At 71.0% G+C, this 18,964-nt stretch carries 20 protein-coding genes; 7 read left to right on the top strand and 13 right to left on the bottom strand.

Annotated elements, in window-relative coordinates; all coding sequences use genetic code 11:
* The first annotated feature begins 9 nt into the window (after window positions 1–9).
* Window positions 10–804: a MerR family transcriptional regulator gene (locus ABZ862_RS04210; protein ID WP_360951908.1), complete on the top strand. Its 795-nt coding sequence runs from the start codon at window positions 10–12 to the stop codon at window positions 802–804.
* A gap of 187 nt (window positions 805–991) precedes the next feature.
* Here ABZ862_RS04210 and ABZ862_RS04205 read toward each other — a convergent pair whose 3' ends face one another.
* The 3 genes from ABZ862_RS04205 to ABZ862_RS04195 are packed head-to-tail and all read right to left on the bottom strand — an operon-like array spanning window position 992 to window position 1,688.
* Window positions 992–1,345 carry a hypothetical protein gene (locus ABZ862_RS04205; protein ID WP_360951905.1) on the bottom strand — a complete coding sequence of 118 codons (354 nt, stop codon included), beginning with the start codon at window positions 1,343–1,345 and terminating at the stop codon, window positions 992–994.
* A gap of 9 nt (window positions 1,346–1,354) precedes the next feature.
* The gene (locus ABZ862_RS04200) at window positions 1,355–1,573 is read right to left on the bottom strand and encodes a DUF397 domain-containing protein (RefSeq protein ID WP_360951902.1); all 219 of its coding nucleotides are present in this window, start codon (window positions 1,571–1,573) and stop codon (window positions 1,355–1,357) included.
* The gene (locus ABZ862_RS04195) at window positions 1,566–1,688 is read right to left on the bottom strand and encodes a hypothetical protein (protein ID WP_360951899.1); all 123 of its coding nucleotides are present in this window, start codon (window positions 1,686–1,688) and stop codon (window positions 1,566–1,568) included. The genes ABZ862_RS04200 and ABZ862_RS04195 overlap by 8 nt, the downstream gene beginning before the upstream one ends.
* On the opposite strand from ABZ862_RS04195, the gene ABZ862_RS04190 reads away from it, so the two are divergent.
* Window positions 1,678–1,968, top strand: coding sequence for an ATP-binding protein (locus ABZ862_RS04190; protein WP_360951896.1), 291 nt, complete (start codon window positions 1,678–1,680; stop codon window positions 1,966–1,968). The genes ABZ862_RS04195 and ABZ862_RS04190 overlap by 11 nt on opposite strands.
* Here ABZ862_RS04190 and ABZ862_RS04185 read toward each other — a convergent pair.
* From ABZ862_RS04185 to ABZ862_RS04175, 3 genes are all read right to left on the bottom strand, one after another.
* Entirely contained in the window at window positions 1,962–2,522 is a 561-nt protein-coding gene (locus ABZ862_RS04185) for a DinB family protein (RefSeq protein ID WP_360951893.1), read from the bottom strand. The genes ABZ862_RS04190 and ABZ862_RS04185 overlap by 7 nt on opposite strands.
* An 84-nt stretch (window positions 2,523–2,606) precedes the next feature.
* Window positions 2,607–3,329, bottom strand: a complete 723-nt coding sequence (locus tag ABZ862_RS04180; RefSeq protein ID WP_360951890.1) for a response regulator transcription factor — start codon at window positions 3,327–3,329, stop codon at window positions 2,607–2,609.
* Window positions 3,326–4,618: a PspC domain-containing protein gene (locus ABZ862_RS04175; protein ID WP_360951887.1), complete on the bottom strand. Its 1,293-nt coding sequence runs from the start codon at window positions 4,616–4,618 to the stop codon at window positions 3,326–3,328. The genes ABZ862_RS04180 and ABZ862_RS04175 overlap by 4 nt, the downstream gene beginning before the upstream one ends.
* Window positions 4,619–4,798: 180 nt before the next feature.
* On the opposite strand from ABZ862_RS04175, the gene ABZ862_RS04170 reads away from it, so the two are divergent.
* Together ABZ862_RS04170 and ABZ862_RS04165 are read left to right on the top strand one after the other, a co-directional pair.
* Window positions 4,799–6,226, top strand: coding sequence for a PspC domain-containing protein (locus ABZ862_RS04170; protein ID WP_360951884.1), 1,428 nt, complete (start codon window positions 4,799–4,801; stop codon window positions 6,224–6,226).
* Window positions 6,213–6,485: a hypothetical protein gene (locus ABZ862_RS04165; protein ID WP_360951881.1), complete on the top strand. Its 273-nt coding sequence runs from the start codon at window positions 6,213–6,215 to the stop codon at window positions 6,483–6,485. Before ABZ862_RS04170 ends, ABZ862_RS04165 begins: the two co-directional genes overlap by 14 nt.
* Before the next feature lie 96 nt (window positions 6,486–6,581).
* Here the strand turns inward: ABZ862_RS04165 and ABZ862_RS04160 are convergent, their stop codons facing one another.
* From ABZ862_RS04160 to ABZ862_RS04150, 3 genes are all read right to left on the bottom strand, one after another.
* Window positions 6,582–7,109, bottom strand: a complete 528-nt coding sequence (locus tag ABZ862_RS04160) for a DoxX family protein (protein WP_360951878.1) — start codon at window positions 7,107–7,109, stop codon at window positions 6,582–6,584.
* Window positions 7,110–7,284: 175 nt separating this feature from the next.
* Window positions 7,285–8,562 carry a hypothetical protein gene (locus ABZ862_RS04155; protein ID WP_360951875.1) on the bottom strand — a complete coding sequence of 426 codons (1,278 nt, stop codon included), beginning with the start codon at window positions 8,560–8,562 and terminating at the stop codon, window positions 7,285–7,287.
* A gap of 227 nt (window positions 8,563–8,789) precedes the next feature.
* Window positions 8,790–9,584, bottom strand: a complete 795-nt coding sequence (locus ABZ862_RS04150) for a class II aldolase/adducin family protein (RefSeq protein ID WP_360951872.1) — start codon at window positions 9,582–9,584, stop codon at window positions 8,790–8,792.
* A 240-nt stretch (window positions 9,585–9,824) separates the two neighbouring features.
* Here ABZ862_RS04150 and ABZ862_RS04145 point away from each other — a divergent pair, with 240 nt between their 5' ends.
* Complete coding sequence (locus ABZ862_RS04145; protein WP_360953056.1) at window positions 9,825–10,310, top strand: pyridoxamine 5'-phosphate oxidase family protein; 486 nt, start codon at window positions 9,825–9,827, stop codon at window positions 10,308–10,310.
* Window positions 10,311–10,329: 19 nt separating this feature from the next.
* Here the strand turns inward: ABZ862_RS04145 and guaA are convergent, their stop codons facing one another.
* Entirely contained in the window at window positions 10,330–11,907 is a 1,578-nt protein-coding gene (gene guaA / locus ABZ862_RS04140; protein WP_360951869.1) for a glutamine-hydrolyzing GMP synthase, read from the bottom strand.
* Window positions 11,908–12,397: 490 nt separating this feature from the next.
* Between guaA and ABZ862_RS04135 the strand changes: the two genes are divergently transcribed.
* The gene (locus tag ABZ862_RS04135) at window positions 12,398–12,742 is read left to right on the top strand and encodes a chorismate mutase (RefSeq protein ID WP_360951866.1); all 345 of its coding nucleotides are present in this window, start codon (window positions 12,398–12,400) and stop codon (window positions 12,740–12,742) included.
* A gap of 246 nt (window positions 12,743–12,988) precedes the next feature.
* Window positions 12,989–13,963 (top strand): hypothetical protein, encoded by a 975-nt coding sequence (locus ABZ862_RS04130; RefSeq protein ID WP_360951863.1) that lies wholly within the window; start codon window positions 12,989–12,991, stop codon window positions 13,961–13,963.
* A gap of 159 nt (window positions 13,964–14,122) precedes the next feature.
* Here the strand turns inward: ABZ862_RS04130 and ABZ862_RS04125 are convergent, their stop codons facing one another.
* The 3 genes from ABZ862_RS04125 to ABZ862_RS04115 all read right to left on the bottom strand — a co-directional run bounded on the left by ABZ862_RS04125 (window position 14,123) and on the right by ABZ862_RS04115 (window position 18,929).
* On the bottom strand, window positions 14,123–15,988 hold the full coding sequence (locus tag ABZ862_RS04125) for a GMC family oxidoreductase (RefSeq protein WP_360951860.1): 1,866 nt from the start codon (window positions 15,986–15,988) through the stop codon (window positions 14,123–14,125).
* A gap of 88 nt (window positions 15,989–16,076) precedes the next feature.
* Window positions 16,077–17,708 (bottom strand): succinic semialdehyde dehydrogenase, encoded by a 1,632-nt coding sequence (locus ABZ862_RS04120; RefSeq protein WP_360951857.1) that lies wholly within the window; start codon window positions 17,706–17,708, stop codon window positions 16,077–16,079.
* A gap of 105 nt (window positions 17,709–17,813) precedes the next feature.
* On the bottom strand, window positions 17,814–18,929 hold the full coding sequence (locus ABZ862_RS04115; protein WP_360951854.1) for a serine/threonine-protein kinase: 1,116 nt from the start codon (window positions 18,927–18,929) through the stop codon (window positions 17,814–17,816).
* Window positions 18,930–18,964 lie beyond the last annotated feature (35 nt).

The following is an 18,964-nucleotide window of genomic DNA, read 5'->3' as shown; positions in this document are numbered from 1 at the left end:
CTGAGGCTCATGCTCACCATCAGCCAGCTTGCGGCGCATGCCGGGGTGACAGTGCGGGCGGTACGCCACTACCACAAGGTCGGGCTGCTGCCCGAGCCCGAACGCGACCGGTCCGGGTACCGGAACTACGATGCCGCCGCGGTCGTGCGACTGATCCGGATCCGCACCCTGGCCGATGCCGGTGTGCCGCTGGCCAGGGTGCAGGAACTCCTCGACGCCGGCCCGGAGGACTTCGCCGGCGGCGTCCAGGAGATCGACAAGGCTCTGCGCGCCGAGATCCGGCGGCTGCAGAACACCCGCAGCCGACTCGCCCGGCTCGCCGCCGGAGAACACCTGGCGCTTCCGCAGAGCGTCGTGGGCTACCTCGACCGGCTGCGCGGTCTCGGCGTCGAGGAGCGGTACATCGAGATGGAGCGGGACGCCTGGATCATGATCGCCGCCCAGGTTCCGCACCTGATCGACTCCGTGATCGCCAAGAAGCACGAGGAACTGGACGACCCCGACATGGTGAGGCTCTACACCCTTCTCAGCGGGGCACTCGACTGGCCGACCGACGACCCGCGGATCGTCGAGGTCGCCGACATCATGGAGCGCCTGATGACGCGCGCTGTGCAGGCCGGCGAGGTAAGCGCCGACGACGGCATCGACGACCAGTTCGTCGACCTGCTGGACTCGACCATGGTCGAATCCTCACCGAGCGCCGCGAGGCTGTTGGCGATCCTGGAGGAGCGGGGCTGGAGAGGCTGGACCCGCATCGAGCAAGTGCCTGCCGACAGGCTCGGCACCGGGTTGCCACCGTCTTGAAGGGCGGGAGCCCGGTGCGACGCCGCCCCGACGGCCTGACCGCCGTCAGGACCGGAACGGTCATGCGAAGACGGCGTACGCACAGCTCACGAGGGTCCCGGCGGACAAGCGTGCCGAGAACGTACAAGAACCGCCGGTACGTGAGGGACCCCACGTACCGGCGGCTCGCCGGATGTCACCTCACGCGTCACGTCCACAGGACGGCGATGAAGACGTTCGCCATGGTCAGCCCGCCGACCAGCGCGAAGAGCCCCTTGTCGACCTTCTCCTCGTCCCGCTTCACATAGACGAGCGCGAGGATCACGATCAGGACGGCGAGCTTGATGCCGATCTTGACGGTGTTGAGGTCGTGGTCCTGGGACTGGACGAGCCCGACGAGCACCATGCCGGTGACGAGCATGGTCAGCGCCCCGTGCAGCATCCCGGGAACGAAACGGGCCGTGCCCTGGCCCATCGCCTTCATCTGGGTGAGGAAACCGCCGAGCAGCGCGGCGATGCCGATGATGTGCAGACCGACGAAGAGATGGGTGAGTACGTCCATGGCCGGAGCCTAACCGGCGTTCCTGAGCCCCCCGCACCCCGCCCCGTCCCCAGCGGCGTGAGCGAGGGACGCCGCCCAGGCGGACCCCCGCACACGGAACCACGACCCGGTGGGACCGAGCTTCGAGTCTCGGACGTGGATGATGCGGGGCGAGGAGGCTACTTCCATGCAGTTGCTGCCCTCACTGTCGCTGTAACTTGATGTGCGCCACTTGAGATGATCACTCACCTGACTCCGCCACCTTCCTGATGAACTCGGAAGACTCTTCCACGCTGAGCGCATGCATACGGATCATGTGGTGCTTGCGCGTCAGCGAGCTGACCTTGCCCGGATTGACGGACACGGCGGAACTCCTCCTGAGCGAACTGATGACGAACGCGTACCGCCACGCGAAGGTCCCCGCGGGCCGGGAGATCCGGGCCCGTTGCGAGTTCACGGAGGACAGGCTCCGCATCACGGTGACGGACGCGAGCGCCACGCTCCCCGCGCCGGGCACGCCGTCAGCGGACGACGAGTCGGGCAGGGGGCTGATTCTGGTGGCCACGCCGGCGGACGACTGGGGCGCGGAGCCCCGTGCCTGCGGTATCGGCAAGACGGTGTGGTGCGAACTGGCCCGTCACTGACCGACCCGCCCGTCGACGCACTCGCGCAGCAGATCGGCGTGCCCGCAGTGGCGGGCGTACTCCTCGATCCTGTGCACCAGCAGCTCGCGGATCGCGATCCGATTCTTCCCGACGCGCCGGCCGAGATCAGGGTGCTCGGCCAGCGCGGCGTCGGTCGCGGCCTGTTCACGCTCCAGATCGGAGTACGCGCCGTCGACGACGGTCTGCTCCGCGACGGCATCCTCGAAGTCCGCGTCACGTCGGCCGTACAGCTTCGGCAGGGGCTCTCCGTCACTGATCCAGTTGCGCCAGTCCCGTTCCACCTCGGCGAGGTGCCGGACGAGACCGAGCAGCGACATCGTCGACGGCGGAACGGACCGCCGGGCCAACTGCTCCGCGTCCAGGCCCTCGCATTTCATCCGCAGGGTCATGCGGTAGTCCGCCAGGTAGTCCTGCAGCGTCGCAAGCTCACCCTCGGGACTGGGACCATCCGTGTTGCGGGGATCGTCGTCCGGGTCGACCCACATATCGGGGTAGACGGTCGCCTGCGTCCATCGTGCGGATCGATCAGCCATACCCCGCATGCTGATCCCCACCGCGCCGGACCGCCACTGAATTTTTCAGCTGCGGATTCTTCAGGTGCCGGACCGCCGTCGCCCTCACACCAGCCGTCGTGCCGTCGCCCACCGCGTGAGTTCGTGGCGGTTGGAGAGCTGGAGTTTGCGCAGGACCGCGGAGACGTGGGACTCGACCGTCTTCACCGAGATGAAGAGCTGCTTCGCTATCTCCTTGTACGCGTAGCCGCGGGCGATCAGGCGGAGGACTTCCCGTTCGCGCTGGGTGAGGCGGTCGAGGTCCTCGTCGACCGGCGGGGCGTCGGTGGAGGCGAAGGCGTCGAGGACGAAGCCGGCCAGGCGCGGGGAGAAGACGGCGTCGCCCTCCTGGACGCGGAAGACGGAGTTCACCAGGTCGGTGCCGGTGATGGTCTTGGTGACGTAGCCCCGGGCGCCGCCGCGGATCACCCCGATCACGTCCTCCGCGGCGTCCGAGACGGACAGGGCGAGGAAACGTACGGGGCGGTCGGGGTCGGCCATCAACGAGGCGCAGCGGCGCAGCACTTCGACGCCACCGCCGCCCGGGAGGTGGACGTCGAGCAGGACCACCTCGGGGCGGGTCGCGGTGATGACCGTGACCGCCTGGTCGACGTCGGCGGCCTCGCCGATGACCTCGACGCCGGTCTCGGCGGTCTGGCCGATCTCCGCCTGGACACCGGTGCGGAACATACGGTGGTCGTCGACGAGGACCACGCGCACATGACGCCCGGCGTCGCCGCCCCCGGTCGGCTCCATGGGCTGGGTGTTCGCTCCGGTCGGGTCGCTCATGACGTGTTCTCCGCCCTCTCCATCTCCAGCTCGACCTCCGTGCCGCCGTCGGGCACCGCCCGCAGCCGGGCCGTGCCGCCGTTGCGCTCCATGCGGCCGATGATCGATTCTCTGACACCCATGCGGTCGGCTGGTATCGAGTCGAAGTCGAAACCCGGTCCCCGGTCACGGACGGACACGAAGACCTTCCTGCCCTCGACTTCGGCGTAGACCTGCACGGCGCCTCCCTCGCCACCGTACTTGGCGGCGTTCACCATTGCTTCGCGTGCGGCCTGCATCTGCGCACCGGTCTTCTCGTCCAGCGGGCAGTCCCCGACGACGACCACCTCGATGGGGACGCCGTGCTTGTCCTCCACCTCGGCGGCGTTGCGGCGGACCGCCTCGGCGAGCGTGTCCGGCTCCTCGGCCTCGTCCTTGCCCGTGCCCTCCGGCTTGTAGAGCCAGGTGCGCAGGTCACGTTCCTGGGCGCGGGCGAGGCGGCGGACCTCGTTCACGTTCTCCGCGTTGCGCTGGATCAGGGTCAGGGTGTGCAGCACGGAGTCGTGGACATGGGCGGCGACCTCGGCACGTTCCTGGGCGCGGATGCGCATCAGCCGTTCCTGGGAGAGGTCCTGGGTCATCCGTACGAGGTACGGCCCCGCGAGCAGCGTGATGCCGACGATGACCGCGAGGGCGGCCTGGAGGACGGAGCCGAGGTGGGCGGCGGAGCCCTGCAGGACGAACATGGCCGAGACACCGGCCGTGACGAGCAGGACGCCCGCGCCCGCGCGCAGGAAGGTGAGGGTGCGGCGACGGCGGCCGACCTCGGCCCAGCGGGCCCGGCGGGCATTGTCCGCCTGGCGCCAGACGAGGGCGACACCGGCACCGACGAGAACGGCCGGCCAGAGGTAGGCACGGGCGCCGTGACCCAGGTTCACGTTGCCCACGAAGACCATGGCCACGACGACCATGAGGAGCAGGGCGACGATCTGGCCCTTGTCCGGTCTGCGGGCGACGAGTCTGCGGCGGCCGTCGGGTGATATCTCCGTGGTGACGAGGGAAGGGGGTTTCGGGCCTCCCACGCCGCCGACGCCGAGGGGTACGAAGAACCAGAACGCGGCGTAGAGCAGCGCGCCGAGGCCGTCGGCCATGAACAGACCGATGAAGGCGAAGCGCACCCAGATCACGGGCAGCCCGAGATGTCCTGCGAGCCCCCGCGCCACCCCGCCCAGCCAGCGACCGTCGCTGCTGCGGTAGAGCTTGCGCGGCGGCCGCGGTTCGGCGAGTTGCGCTGCTGCGGCTTCCGGCATGTCCCCGATATTCACACGTCGTGAGGGGGCGGGGCATCAGGGTAGACCCCCGATACGCCCCTGATCTTCGAACGGGCAGGCCGTCGAACGGTTCCCCTGTGTGGAGTCAGGGGTGATTTCAGGGTCGGGCCAGGGTCGTTCCGGCTCCCGCGGGGGCGTCACGGCCGTCACCATGGACGCATGGCAGATCACCAGCACGCCGCGGAACCGGTGCCCGGGCAGGGCTTCCGGTCGTCCGACGGTTCCACCGCGCCCTCCGCGCCCGCACCGGGTGCGCGGGGTACAGCGGCCACGTCCGGGCCGGCCGGCCCGGACGGGGTCGGGCCGGCCGGGACCTCCCGGCGGTTCCGGCGTGAGCGGGAGCCCAAGATGCTGGGCGGGGTGTGCGCGGGTCTCGGGCGGTACTACGACATGGACCCGGTGATCTTCCGCATCACGCTGGCCGTGCTGGCCGCGACGGGCGGGATCGGCCTGATCTTCTACGGCTTCGTCTGGCTGATCGTGCCGTACGAGGACGAGGACGAGAACGAGCTGCGCCGGCTGCTCACCGGACGGGTCGACGGTCCGGTGCTGGCGTCCGTGCTGTTCGCGCTCGTCGGCTGCGGGGTCTTCCTGACCATGCTGAACAACGGCGGGGTGCTGACCTTCGCCTTCGTTCTCGCGCTGCTGCTGGCGGGCGCCGGGTACTGGTCGCAGCGCCGTGACGCCCCCGACCTCGACGATCCGCTGGCGGCCCAGGCCGTCTCGGACGCGCCGCCCGAACCACAGGCGCCGCCGGTGCCGGTGATGCATCAGTCCTGGTGGCGTGATCCGATCGTCAAGGACGGCAGACATGTCGGAGGCACCGGCTATCTGTGGGGCCCCGGCGACTCCTACGCCCGGGATGTCTCGGCCGCCGTCAACATCGGCCGCGGCACCCCATGGACCGGGCGCACGGTCGCGGGCGCTCCGCGTCCGCCGGTGCCGAGGGGACGCGGGCCTCGCTGGATCGGCAGCTGGATCTTCCTGCTCGCCCTGCTGGCGGGTGGTCTGGGAAGCGGCCTGACCTGGCACACCCACCCGCTCGGCACCGCCCTGCAGACCGGGCTGGCATGCGCGCTGATCGTCCTGGGGCTGGGCCTGGTCGTCAGCTCCTTCCTGGGGCGTACGGGTGCCGGGTCGGTGTTCCTGGCGATCCTCACCACGGGCCTGCTCGCCGGGTCGGCGGCGATACCGAAGGACGTGGGCACCCGCTGGGAGCGCGTCACCTGGCGGCCGGCCACCGTGGCCCAGGTGCAGCCCAGGTACGAACTCGGCACCGGCAGGGGCGTACTGGACCTGAGCCGCCTTCCGCTCGGCAAGGGACAGAAGGTGTCGGTGGCCGCCGAGGTGAAGGTGGGCAAGCTCGCGGTGATCGTTCCGAAGGGCGTGACCGTGACGGCGCACATCAGCATGGGAGTCGGGGACATCCAGTTGCCGAACGACAAGAAGAAGGACGTGGATGTGCAGCCGGACCAGCACCAGCGGGTGACGCTCATACCGGCGACCGGGAGCGCCGAGGCCGGCACGGTCGACCTGGATCTCCGGGTCGGCGCGGGACAGGTGGAGGTGGCCCGTGCTACGTCATGAGTTCCAGCCCGGACGGCTGACAGCCGGCGTCTTCGTCACCGCGACAGGCGTCGCGTACCTCGGTGACGCGGCCGGCGCCTGGCCGACCCAGTGGTTCGCCGCGATCCCGATCCTCGTGGCCGGCCTCTTCCTGGCCGCGCTGGCCGGGATCACGGCCAGGTCGATACGCCGACGTCGCAAGACCGCCCGCAGGGCGGCCGAGGACGCACAGACGGCCGCCGACGACAAGGCCGCCCCACCGCCGAGCTGGACCGCCTGACCGGACCACGCCGGTACTGACCGGTTCGGCCGGTCACTCCGGCCAGGTGGCCGGGCGACCCGGCGGCCGGACCGGCGGCTCCTGGAACCGCCCGTGCTACCGGAATCCGCCCGCCGGTTGCCGTCGCGCCCGCCATATCGCGTCCAGGGAGAGATACGGGGTTCCGGCCAGGACCAGCGGCAGCCAGGCCATCAGATAGGCGAGATCGTTCCCGTAGTAGTAAGGATCGGAGGCCCAGCTGACCGTCAGCCACAGACTGAGGGAGATCAGTGCGCCGCCAAGAGCGGCGACGCGGCCCAGCAGACCGAAGAGGGTGCCCAGGCCGACGGCGAGTTCACCGAGGGCGATGGCGTAGCCGAAGCCGACGGGGCTCTTCAGGGCCAGGTCGACCATGGCCGGGATGGCCGAGGAGTCGCGCACCGAGTGCAGGGTGTCGCCGAGCGAACCGGCCCCGGAGGACTTCATGAAGGCACTGTTCGTGATCTTGTCGAGTCCGGCGTAGATGAAGGTGACGCCCAGGAAGACCCGGAGGGGAAGGAGGGCGTACCGGGTCGCGGTGTCCCGCCAGTTCCGGTCGCCTTGGAGATAGGGGGTGGGTGTGTCCGTACGCATGCCGTAAGTCATCGCCTCGTTGCCGCCTCTCGCCCGCCGTGCAGAGACCCTCGATAGTTCAATAGTCCATACGTGCGACAAGGAGGTACCACTCAACCCCGAAGCGGCGTATTTTCCGGCTTCGGCCCGACTCGTCCCCGAGACCCCGACTCGTCCCCGACTCGTCCCCGGGACGGAGTGCAGCGCGTCAGTCGAGCACGTCGATCGTGCAGCGGTTGGTCTCCAGGCCCGCGGCGGTCACCACCTGGACCTCTACGCGGCCCGGTTCCACGTCGGCCGGGACCGGGACGGTCAGGACCGTGTCGGACGGGTTGCTGAAGCCGCCGGTGACCGGGACCAGGGGGACGTGGACGTTGACGGGGCCGATGCGGACGACCATGCGGGAGAGCCGGTCGGCGCTCTGGGCACCCGGCGGGACGAAGCCGGCGCCGCGGATCTCGATGTCGTCGCCGGTGCGGATGGGCCCGTCGAGGTCACCGGCCTCGCGGGCGCGGACGACGGAGAGGATGACGGGGCGGCCGCCCTCGGCGTACTTACCGGTGAGGTAGGTCGCGGCGGAGATCAGCACCAGCACCGCGAGGCCCCAGGGCAGGTCGGGGAGCTGGTCGGGGCGGCGGGCGAGGCGTACGGCGGCGAACGCCAGGGCGACGGTGCTCATCGCGACGTACTGGATGTCGGTGAAGGTGCCGCGGCCGGAGTCGTCGGTGAGGAGGTCGGCCGCTCGCGGGCGGTCCGCGCGGATCTTCTGCAGGCGCTGTCCCAGCACCCTCGTCCCGACCACCCGCCGCACCAGCACGGCGATACCGCACACCACGGCGAGGACCGTCACCACCCCTGCGCCACGGGCGAGTTCGAGGCCAGAGATGAGGGCGTCGCGCTCGGTGCGGTCGGAGGCGGCGCCGAGCCGGCCCGCCAGCACCAGGACCGAGAAGGCGGCGAAGAGGACCCAGGCGGCCGCCACGGCCCGGGAGGTGGACAGACGGTTGTCCTCGCCTATCACCGGGGCGATCGCGCCGCCCCGGGCCCGGTGGAACCAGGACGCGGCGGTCAGTGCGACGGCCACCGCGAACGCCGCCAGCAGTCCGGCGGTGCGGGCGGCGGTCCAGCCCGCGCCGATCGCGGTGAGCGACTGGACGAGGAGGAGGACGACCACAAGACCCCACACCGTGAATGCGGTACGGCGCCACAGGCGCGTCAGCCAGGCGCGGCCCTCGGCACGGCGGCGCTCGGCGACGAGTTCCGCGGACTGGGTCAGTTCCTCGGAGACCCACTGGCGGGAGGCGGAGGCCGAGTGGGCCACCGCTGCCGGGAGCCCCTGCCCGGCGGCGAACGCGTCCCGCTTCAGCAGGAACTCGGCGACCGCGCGCCGGTGTCCGGCGCGTGCGCCGTGTGGGCAGTCGCCGCAGGTGCAGCCGCCCTCGTGGGCGCCCGCGTGCGCGCCTTCTCCCGTCTGCTGGACCGCCACGCCCGACGCCTGCCTTCCGCTGGACCAGAGCCTCACGGCTCGGTCCACCACTGGGTTTACAACTGGGTACGCAACCTGGACGCACAACCGGGTCCACAGCTGGGTGCACAACTCCTGTGTGACGAGAGCGAATTGTGCCCTATCCGGCAGGGTGCGCAGTGCGCAGGGCTGGTCCGTAAGAGTGACAATCGGCGCGTCGTGTTGACGTTATACCGATGAAGGCGGGTTCAGCTCAGCAGATCGGGTTCGCTGCGGCTGATGTCCTGCCACAGGGGCTGGTAGTTGATCCAGGCGACCAGGTCCGTGCCGAGCTGGTCCCGGGTCGCGGCGGCCTGCTTGTGGTCGATGAGGACGGGGCGCCCGGCGGCCTTGGCGGTGAGCTGGACCTGGCTGGAGCGTTCCATCGACAGGAACCACCAGGCGGCCGCGTCGACGGAGTCGCCGACGGTCAGCAGCCCGTGGTTGCGCAGCACCAGGGCTTTGCGGGAGCCCAGTGCGTCGGCGATACGGCGGCCTTCCTCGGCGTCGACGGCGACGCCGGAGTAGGCGTCGTAGAGGGCGTGGTCCTCGTAGAAGGCGCAGCTCTCCTGGGTGAGGGGGTCCAGGAGGTCACCGAGTGCGGCCAGCGCGCGGCCGTGCACGGAGTGGCAGTGCGCGACGGCGACGACGTCGGGGCGGGCGGCGTGGACCTGGGCGTGGACGGTGAAGGCGGCCTGGTTGACGTGGTAGCGGCCCTCGATGACCTGGCCGTCCTCATTGGCGAGGACGAGGTCGCTGACGGTGACGTGCTTGAAGGGCATCCCGAACGGGTTGACCCAGAAGCAGGTGCTGAACTCGGGGTCGCGTGCGGTGATGTGGCCGGAGACGCCGTCCTCGAGGCCGTACCGCCCGAAGATGCGCAGGGCGCCCGCGAGCCGCTCCTTGCGGTGGCGCCGTTCGTCCCCGACGGATCCGTGCATCGGCGGCATCGCGAACCGCAACTGCTCCGTGGGCAGGGGCAGGGGCGGTGTGGGCCCTCGCATAGATCCTCCAGCACTGGGTTGCTGCACGAGCCGGAAGTTACCGCCGGTCAGTCCAGGAGAACAGAGATGTTCCGTAAAGACGTCAAGAGGTGAACCAATTGCAACCAAGGGGCGGGCCGGGCGGGATATCCGGCTGCCGTCGCCGGCTGTCCACGTGAGACTGGAGGCATGGAATCTGTGGGATCTGTGGAATCTGCGGGACATGCGGAGCCCGGGGAAGCGTCGGCGCCGGTGGAAGTTGTGAACTGGGCGGCGTTCGCGGCCGCCGAGCCGGAGCTGGCCGGGATCGCCGAGGAGCGGTTCGGGGCGGCAGGCCACCATGTGCTGGCGACGCTGCGGAAGGACGGGTCGCCGCGTACCAGCGGTCTCGAGGTGCGTTTCCTCGGCGGTGAGCTGTGGTTCGGGATGATGCCGGATTCCGCCAAGGCGCTCGATCTGCGGCGCGACCCGCGGTTCGCCATCCAGTCGAACCCGGGTCCCGGGACGGATCTGGGAGCGGGCGACTTCCGCGTGAGCGGGCGCGCCTTCGAGGTCGGTGACGTGGGCCGGGGCGATGTGCCGGAGGCGAAGGCGGCGTACGTCGAAGAGGTGGAACCGCCGCAGCCGTTCCACCTCTTCCGCACCGAGCTGACGGAGGTCGTACGGACCCGCGTCGAGGACGACACCTATCTGGTCGTCCAGGTCTGGACGCCGGGACGGCCGGTGCGGACCGTCCGGCGGACCTGAGTGCCGGGGAGGGGAGGGTTCACTCCCACTCGATGGTGCCCGGCGGCTTGGAGGTGACGTCGAGGACGACGCGGTTGACGTCGCCGACCTCGTTGGTGATACGGGTGGAGATCTTCGCGAGGACGTCGTACGGCAGGCGGGACCAGTCGGCCGTCATGGCGTCCTCGGAGGAGACGGGGCGCAGCACGATCGGGTGACCGTAGGTGCGGCCGTCGCCCTGGACGCCGACGCTGCGGACGTCCGCGAGCAGGACGACCGGGCACTGCCAGATGTCGCGGTCGAGACCGGCGGCGGTGAGTTCCTCGCGGGCGATGGCGTCGGCCTCGCGCAGCAGGTCGAGCCGGTCCTTGGTGACCTCGCCGACGATGCGGATGCCGAGGCCGGGGCCGGGGAAGGGCTGGCGCTGGACGATCTCCTCGGGCAGGCCGAGTTCGTGGCCGACCATGCGGACCTCGTCCTTGAACAGCTTGCGGAGCGGCTCGATGAGCCGGAACTCCAGGTCCTCGGGGAGGCCGCCGACGTTGTGGTGGGACTTGATGTTGGCGGTGCCGGTGCCGCCGCCGGACTCGACGACGTCGGGGTAGAGGGTGCCCTGGACCAGGAACTCCACCGCCGGACCCTCGTCCGCGATGATCTCGGCCTGGGCCTGCTCGAAGACGCGGATGAACTCGCGGCCGATGATCTTCCGCTTCTGCTCGGGGTCGGAGACCCCGGCCAGTGCGGTGAGGAAGCGTTCCTCGGCGTCGACGACCTTCAGCTGGACGCCGGTCGCGGCCACGAAGTCCTTCTCGACCTGCTCGGTCTCGCCCTTGCGCATCAGGCCGTGGTCGACGTAGACGCAGGTCAGCTGGTTGCCGATGGCCTTCTGGACGAGGGCGGCGGCCACCGCGGAGTCGACGCCGCCGGACAGCCCGCAGATGGCGCGCCTGTCACCGACCTGCTCGCGGATGGCGGCGACCTGCTCCTCGATCACGTTGCCGGTGGTCCAGGAGGGGGTGAGACCGGCGCCGCGGTAGAGGAAGTGCTCGAGCACCTGCTGGCCGTGCGTGGAGTGCATGACCTCGGGGTGGTACTGGACGCCGTAGAGCTTGAGTTCGTCGTTCTCGAAGGCGGCGACGGGGACGACGTCCGTGGACGCGGTGACCGTGAAGCCCGCGGGGGCGGCGGAGCAGGCGTCGCCGTGCGACATCCACACCGCCTGCTCGGCGGGGGTGCCGTCGAAGAGGGTGGAGGACGCCTTGGAGACGTGCAGCTCGGTACGGCCGTACTCCCGGGCGCCCGTGTTGTCGACGGTGCCGCCGAGGGACTGCGCCATGAGCTGGAAGCCGTAGCACATGCCGAAGACGGGGACGCCGGCCTCGAAGAGGGCGGGGTCGACGGTGGGGGCGCCCGCCTCGTACACGGACGAGGGGCCGCCGGACAGGACGATCGCCGCCGGGTGCTTGGCGAGCATCTCCGCGACCGGCATGGTGCTCGGCACGATCTCGCTGTAGACCCGGGCCTCGCGGACGCGGCGGGCGATGAGCTGGGCGTACTGCGCGCCGAAGTCGACGACCAGGACGGTGTCGGGGGCGGCGGCGGTTGTCGCTGTTGACACGGGGGCCTTCCGGCGGATCGGGCGGGGTCTGTGAGGGCGATTCTATCCGGGGCCGGGGTGAGTCACCTCGCCGTCGTACCGGGGGCTGCCGCCCCCCGGGGGCCCCGTTGACGGCCCTGGACGGGCCTTGTCCTCCGTCGCCGGGCGGGCTGGAGCTGCCGCGTCTGCCGTCATGGGGCCACGCGTCGGAACGGCACCGGACGGTCTCGGCCCACCGGCCGTGTCCCGCAAAGGCACCGGACCCGATCTCAGTATGTGACCGGGTTGGCGATTCCGCCCGACCGGTCTGCATACTGGCCGCATGCTCGCGCACACGACCTTCCTCTTTACCTATGGCAACCGGCCCACCGGCTGCCATGGTCGTGCTGCTTGAGCCACTGACAAGCGACTTCCCAGGCGCCCCGGGCCGACAAGGTCCGGGGCGCCTGGCGTTGCGGGCCGGACGGTTCCGGGGGATCTCGCCCTCACCCACCACCAGGAGGCCCCCGCCATGAACACCGCCGTGAGCACCGCCGTGGACACCACTGTGAGCACCACCGTGAACAGCCCCGCGCGCACCGCCGTCGAGAAGACCGGCGCCCGCACCACCGAGGCGGCCGGCGTCATCAGCGGAGCACGCGAACGCATCGACGCTCTCGACGACCGGATCATCGGGCTGATCCAGGAACGGATGGCCGTCTCCGCCGTGATCCAGGAGGCTCGGATCACCTCGGGCGGACGGCGGGTGAATCTCTCCCGCGAGATGGAGATCCTCGGCCACTACAGCGAGGCGCTCGGCAAGCCGGGGACTCCGCTCGCCATGACCCTCCTGGAGCTGTGCCGCGGGCGTGTCTGAGACCGCGGCGGGGAACGACGGCCCGGTCGCCCTCGGGCGACCGGCCCCCTCGCCTGTGACGCAGGACACATAAAGATCCTGTGAGGCGACGTACAACCTTTCACAGCCGTCACTGATCGAACCCGGCGAGTCATGTGAATCAAGGGTGATCGAGGACCCCTTCCGCGCACCATGGGCGAAGGCCTCCCACCGACGTTCGTGCCGCGACGCCCACAGGCGCGGCACTTTGGACCAGCCGAGGTCTTCATGAAGCTTCGCCGTGCCCTGGCGGCAGCCGCCGCGACCGCCGCGATAGCGCCGCTCGCCCTGCTCGCGGCACCGACCGCCTACGCGGACAGCGACCCGACGTCCGCCCCGCCGAGCGCCACCGAGAGCGCGTCGCCGTCCGACAGCGCGTCGGCCTCCGCGAGCGAGTCCGCGTCCGAGAGCGCCCCCGCGCCGAGCGACTCCGCCAGCGAGTCGGCCCCGGCGCCGAGCGACTCCGCGAGCGAGTCCGCCCCCGCACCGACCACCTCCGCGCCCGAGGAGTCCGACTCCCCGGAGCCCGAGCCGTCCGTGTGCGAGGACACCAAGGTCGACGTGTCCATCGCGGGTCTGCCCGGCAAGATCGCCGCGGGCAGCGGGTGGCACAAGTTCGCGCTCAACGTGACCAACAACTCCGACTCCACCCTCAACGACCTGGACTTCTTCGCCGGAGCGTCCCCCGACAAGAACGGCGAGGAGCTCTTCAAAAGCAAGCAGGTCCGGCTGCAGGCCTGGGACCCGGACAGCAAGTCCTGGGCCGACCTCGACGAGGGCGGTTACGCGGTCGGCTACGTCGGCTACACCGACGAGCTGAAGGCCGGCTTCGAGGTGGACATCGCGCTCCGCGTCAATGTGCAGCCGTCCGCCCCGGTCGGCGCGGGCTTCTCGCTCGGCGCGACGATCTACGGCGACAACGACGCGCAGTGCACCGGCTTCGGTGACGTGTCGTACAAGTTCCAGATCGTGGCCGCCGGCACGGACACCGACGGCACCAAGCCGCAGGAAGGCGGCCAGGCCCCGGTGACCAGCGAGAAGCCGGACAGCAACACCCCCAAGGTCGACGGCACCCTCGCCTCGACCGGTTCCAGCTCCGCGCTCCCGGTGATCGGCCTCGTCGGCGGTGTCGCCGTCGTCGCCGGTGCGGGTGCCGTGGTCGTGGCGCGCCGCCGCAGGACGGGGACCGGCACGGAGGCGTGAGCCTGCCGTACTGACGCGAGAGCCGCACAGGCATATCGCAAGGCGAGAAGAGGGAGCCGCGCTCGGAGGGGGGCGCGGGTCCCTCTTCTCGTGCCCGGACCGACTGGTGCCCAGGCAGGCCGTGCGGACCGGCTGGTGCCCCCGCCGGTGTGGGGCTCGCTACTTCTTCGGCGGGACCGCCGGCATCCCGAGGAACGGCAGGCGCAGCGCGCCGTACGCCTCCTGCGGGACCGCCGGGTGGTGGGGTGCCACCGGGTCGAGGCGGGCGTAGGGCGCGTTCTGGGGCGGGCGGGGGTCGGCCTCGCCCTTGTTGGGCCAGTACGACATCGCCCGCTCCGCCTGCGCCGTGATGGTCAACGAGGGGTTGACGCCGAGGTTGGCGGAGACCGCGGCGCCGTCGACGACGGAGATGCCGGGGTGGCCGTAGAGGCGGTGGTAGGGGTCGATGACGCCGTTCTCGCGGGAGTCGCCGATCGGGCAGCCGCCGAGGAAGTGGGCGGTGAGGGGGGTGCCCATGAGTTCACCGACGTTGGAGCCGGGGAAGCCGTTGATCTCGGCGGCCAGGGCCGCCGCGCCCTGCGAGGCGGCCCTGATCTGCAAGGGGTTGGGGGCACCGTGGCCCTGGCGGGCGGTGAGCAGGCCCTTGCCCACGCCGTCCGGTTTCAGGTAGGTCGTCAGGGAGTTGTCGACGGACTGCATGACCAGGCCGATGATGGTCCGCTCCGACCAGCGGCGGTTGGAGAGGGAGCGCAGCACGAGCAGCGGGTGCCGGACCGCGTTCGCCAGCCAGGCGGCGACGCGTGAATCGCCCTCCGCGTAGGGGACCTGGAGGATCGAGAGGCCGCCCATCGAGTTGGAGCCCTTGCCGTAACGGACCGGTTCGATGTGGGTGTCGGCGTCCGGGTGGATCGACGAGGTGATCGCGACGCCCTGGGTGAAGTCCGCGCGGACCTCGCCGGTGACCTTCCGGTAGCGCCGGTCGTCGGTCTGGGCGCCGACCAGGGCCTCGGAGTTGGTGCGGGTCAGCTCGCCGAGGCGGTCGGAGAGGTAGGGGAGCCGGCCGCTCGCCTTCATGCGGTGCAGCAGGGTCTGGGTGCCGTAGGTGCCGGCGGCCAGGACGACCCGGCGGGCGGTGAAGGTGCGGCCCCTGCCCTTCCTGCGGTTGTCCGTCGGGAGTGTCGTCACGGCGTAGCCGCCGCGCGAGTCGTCGGTGACGGACACGACCGTCGTCATGGGGTGGACCTCTGCGCCCGCCTTCTCGGCGAGGTGGAGGTAGTTCTCGTTGAGGGTGTTCTTCGCCCCGTGGCGGCAGCCCGTCATGCACTCCCCGCACTCGGTGCACGCCTTGCGGGACGGTCCGGCCCCGCCGAAGTAGGGGTCGGCCACCTGCTCGCCCGGCTGCGCCCTCACCGCCGTCCTGCCGATGGCCTCTCCACCGGTCTCCCCGTCGGCGTCCCCGCCTGCGTCCCGGCCGTCGCCGAAGAACACCCCGACCGGCGCCATGTGGAAGGTGTCGCCGACGCCCATCCGCTCCGCCGCCGCCTTGAGGTGCACGTCGGAGGGGGTCATGGTGGGGTTGAGGCGGACGCCGAGCATGCGCTGTGCCTGGTCGTAGTACGGCTTCAGCTCCTCCCGCCAGTCGGTGATGTCACGCCACTGCGGGTCCTCGAAGAACGGCTTGGGCGGTACGTAGAGGGTGTTGGCGTAGTTCAGCGAACCGCCGCCGACGCCCGCTCCGGCCAGCACCATGACGTTGCCCAGCAGATGGATGCGCTGGATGCCGTACATGCCGAGCCGGGGGGCCCAGAGGTAGTTCTTGAGGTCCCAGGAGTTCCTGGGCAGCGTCTCGCGGGTGAAGCGGCGGCCGGCTTCGAGTACGCCGACCCGGTAGCCCTTCTCCGTGAGCCGCAGGGCGGTCACCGAGCCGCCGAAGCCGGATCCGACGACGATGACGTCGTAGTCGTAGGCGTGATCGTCGTCATCGCCGTCACGGGCGGGGGCGGGGGCGGTGTTCTCCTGTGGCACGTGCTCTCCTCGTCGAGAACGGTCGAGAACTGTCGAGAACGGTCGAGAACTACGGCACCGGTCAGGGCCGGAGGACGTCGGAACGGGGTCAGCGGAAGCGGAACGCCTTCATCAGCCGCAGGCTCCGGCTCATGAACTCGGCGTACCGCTCGTCGTCCATGCCCAGCGACGGCGCCATGGGCAGCAGCCGCTGCTGGGCGACCGTCTGGGCCTCGGTGTACTTGAGGATGCCCTCGGAGCCGTGCCGGCGGCCGAGACCGGAGTCCTTCATACCGCCCATCGGGGACTGGACACTGCCGTACGCGGGTGCGTACCCCTCGTTGATGTTGACGGTTCCGGTGCGCAGCCGGGCGGCGACCGCGCGGCCGCGCCGGGCGTCCTTCGTCCAGACGGAGGAGTTCAGCCCGTACGGCGTGGCGTTGGCGCGCTCGATCGCCTCGTCGTCGGTCGCGAAGCGGTAGACCGAGACGACCGGGCCGAAGGTCTCCTCGCCGCAGACCGCCATCGGGGTCTCGACGCCTTCGAGGACCGTCGGCTCGAAGAAGTACGGCCCGATGTCCGGCCGCGCCACACCGCCGGCGAGGACCCTGGCCCCCTTGGCGACGGCCTCGTCCACATGCCGCCGGACGGTCTCCAGCTGGCGCGGTCCGACGAGGGAGCCCATGTCGGCGCCGTAGGCGAGCGACGTGCCGAGCCGCATCGCCTTCGTGCGGGCGGCGAAGCGCGCGAGGAAGGCGTCGGCGACCGACTCGTGGACGTACAGCCGTTCGATGGAGATGCAGAGCTGCCCGGCGGAGGAGAAGCAGGCGCGGACGGCACCGGCGGCGGCCTTCTCGACGTCGGCGTCGTCGAGGACCAGCATCGCGTTCTTGCCGCCGAGTTCGAGGGACACACCGACCAGACGGGCGGCGGCGCCCTGGGCGACCTCGCGGCCGGTACGGGTGGAGCCGGTGAAGGAGACGTAGTCGGCGTGCCTGACGATCTCGGGGCCGACGACCGGGCCGTCGCCGATGACGACCTGGAAGACCTCCGCCGGAAGGCCCGCCTCGATCAGGAGGTCACGGGCCCACAGCGCGGTCAGGCAGGTCTCGGTGTCCGGCTTCATGACGACGGCGTTGCCCGCGGCGAAGGCGGGCAGGGCGTCGCCCACCGACAGTTCGAGAGGGTAGTTCCACGGGGCGATCTGGCCGACGACACCGCGCGGGTGGCGCAGCTCGGTGACCTTGGTGAGGGCCGGCACGGCACCGGCGTGCCGCTTGGGGCGCAGGTAGGCGGGCGCCTTACGGCCGTAGTGGCGGGCGGCGACGGCGACGGCCTGCACCTCCTCGTGGGCGTGCAGGCGCGCCTTGCCGGTCTCCAGCTGGATGAGGTCGAGGACCTCGGCCTGGCGCTCCAGGACGAGGTCGTGGAAGCGCAGCAGTACGGCGGCCCGTTCCCGCACCGGCACCTGGGCCCACACGCCCTGCGAGGCACGGGCCGACCGGAACGCCCGCGCCACGTCCTCGGGGGAGGACTCGGGCAGGTCGGTGAGCTTCTCCCCGGTGAGCGGCGTGTGGTTGGCGGTACGGCCGGACCCGGCGACACCCTTGGTGAGCTGGGCGACCAGCTCGGGCGTGACCACGTCGGCGGCGGTACGGACCCCCTCGGGCGTGGGCGCGAGGGGGTTCGTACCGGTGGTGGCGGTGGTACCGGTCTTCTCGGGGGCCTGCGAGTCCGTCATGGGGCGCAGGGTATGACGCGGTGGACGCCTTTGGGTACCCGTCGGTAACGAAGCTTCACCGGTGACGCACATGCCGCCAGTGGTCACTGGCAACGAACCTGCTGATCAGCGGATTGCGCGGGCCGAGGGGCGGTGATCGGGATCCTGCACGCGGTCGGTCACCGGCGGGAGGGTCAGGCCCAGGCCGGTGAGGAGACGGCGGAGGGGGCCGTTGCGGAGACCGGCGTCGGATCCCGCCGGGTCACCGGCGGACGGATCGGCGTGTTTCTCGCCGCCGTCCGGGCCCTCGCCGTCCGGGGTCTCGGCGCCTGGGACCTCGGCCGCAAGCGCAACCGCGACCGGCTCCGGAGCCGTGGCCTTGGCCGGAGCCGTGACCGGAACCTCGGGGGTCTCCCGTCCGTGCGCCACGGCCTCCAGAACCGCCGCGACCTCGGCCGCTCCCGGCCGCTCGCCCGGCTCCCGCGCCAGCATCCGCACGAGGAGCGCGCCCAGCGGCCCGGCCTGCTCGTCGACCGGCGGATCGCCCGCCCCGGCGGCACCCCGCTCCGGAGCGGATCCCCCGACGGCGACGTGCAGCAGCGCCCCCAGGGCCCACAGGTCGGACGCCGGCCCGGCGCCGGGCCCCGACAGCTGCTCGGGCGCGACGAACTCCCCGTCACCGGAAGCGGCATCGTCGCCGCTGCCGTGGGCGATGCCGAAGTCGGTGAGCAGGACGCGACCGTCCTCTCCGAGGAGAACGTTGGCCGGCTTGAGATCCCGGTGCACCATGCCGGCGGCGTGCGCGGCACGCAGAGCGCCGAGCACGGCGAGCCCGATACGGGCGGCCTCGTCGTGCGGGACGGTCCCGCGCCGCAGCCGCGTACCGAGGGACTCGCCGCGTACGTACTCCATGACGATCCAGGGCAGCCCGTCCTCGACCACGACGTCATGGATGACGACGGCGGACGGATGGTCCAGGCGGGCGGCGACACGCGCCTCGTGGCAGAGCCGGTTGACGGCCCGCATCCGCTCCTCGCCGTCGGACTCGCCGTCGCGTTCGCCGGACCGGGGGGAGCCCGTGACGAGCCGAGGCTGCTTGACCGCCACTTCCCGGTCCCGTGCCTGGTCGTGGGCCCTCCACACGGTCCCGGAGCCCCCGGCCCCGACCCGCTCCAGCAACGCGTAACGGCCGTCGATCAGACGCCCGTCGGGGTCGGGCTCAAGTTCGCCGACTTCACTCATGCCCCATGAGTACCGCGCGACCGGTGCGATTGTCG

The organism is Streptomyces sp. NPDC047000 (assembly GCF_040644295.1).
GTDB lineage: Bacteria > Actinomycetota > Actinomycetes > Streptomycetales > Streptomycetaceae > Streptomyces.
This window is presented reverse-complemented; position numbering and strand designations above follow the sequence as displayed.

Bases quoted from the DNA above. Each gene is read 5' to 3' on its own strand.
- ABZ862_RS04150 (WP_360951872.1), bottom strand. From the start codon at position 9,584: ATGCGAGGGCCCACACCGCCCCTGCCCCTGCCCACGGAGCAGTTGCGG.
- ABZ862_RS04210 (WP_360951908.1), top strand. From the start codon at position 10: ATGCTCACCATCAGCCAGCTTGCGGCGCATGCCGGGGTGACAGTGCGG.
- ABZ862_RS04185 (WP_360951893.1), bottom strand. From the start codon at position 2,522: ATGGCTGATCGATCCGCACGATGGACGCAGGCGACCGTCTACCCCGAT.
- ABZ862_RS04135 (WP_360951866.1), top strand. From the start codon at position 12,398: ATGAACACCGCCGTGAGCACCGCCGTGGACACCACTGTGAGCACCACC.
- ABZ862_RS04205 (WP_360951905.1), bottom strand. From the start codon at position 1,345: ATGGACGTACTCACCCATCTCTTCGTCGGTCTGCACATCATCGGCATC.
- ABZ862_RS04130 (WP_360951863.1), top strand. From the start codon at position 12,989: ATGAAGCTTCGCCGTGCCCTGGCGGCAGCCGCCGCGACCGCCGCGATA.
- ABZ862_RS04120 (WP_360951857.1), bottom strand. From the start codon at position 17,708: ATGACGGACTCGCAGGCCCCCGAGAAGACCGGTACCACCGCCACCACC.
- ABZ862_RS04160 (WP_360951878.1), bottom strand. From the start codon at position 7,109: ATGACTTACGGCATGCGTACGGACACACCCACCCCCTATCTCCAAGGC.
- ABZ862_RS04170 (WP_360951884.1), top strand. From the start codon at position 4,799: ATGGCAGATCACCAGCACGCCGCGGAACCGGTGCCCGGGCAGGGCTTC.
- ABZ862_RS04175 (WP_360951887.1), bottom strand. From the start codon at position 4,618: ATGCCGGAAGCCGCAGCAGCGCAACTCGCCGAACCGCGGCCGCCGCGC.
- ABZ862_RS04180 (WP_360951890.1), bottom strand. From the start codon at position 3,329: ATGAGCGACCCGACCGGAGCGAACACCCAGCCCATGGAGCCGACCGGG.
- ABZ862_RS04115 (WP_360951854.1), bottom strand. From the start codon at position 18,929: ATGAGTGAAGTCGGCGAACTTGAGCCCGACCCCGACGGGCGTCTGATC.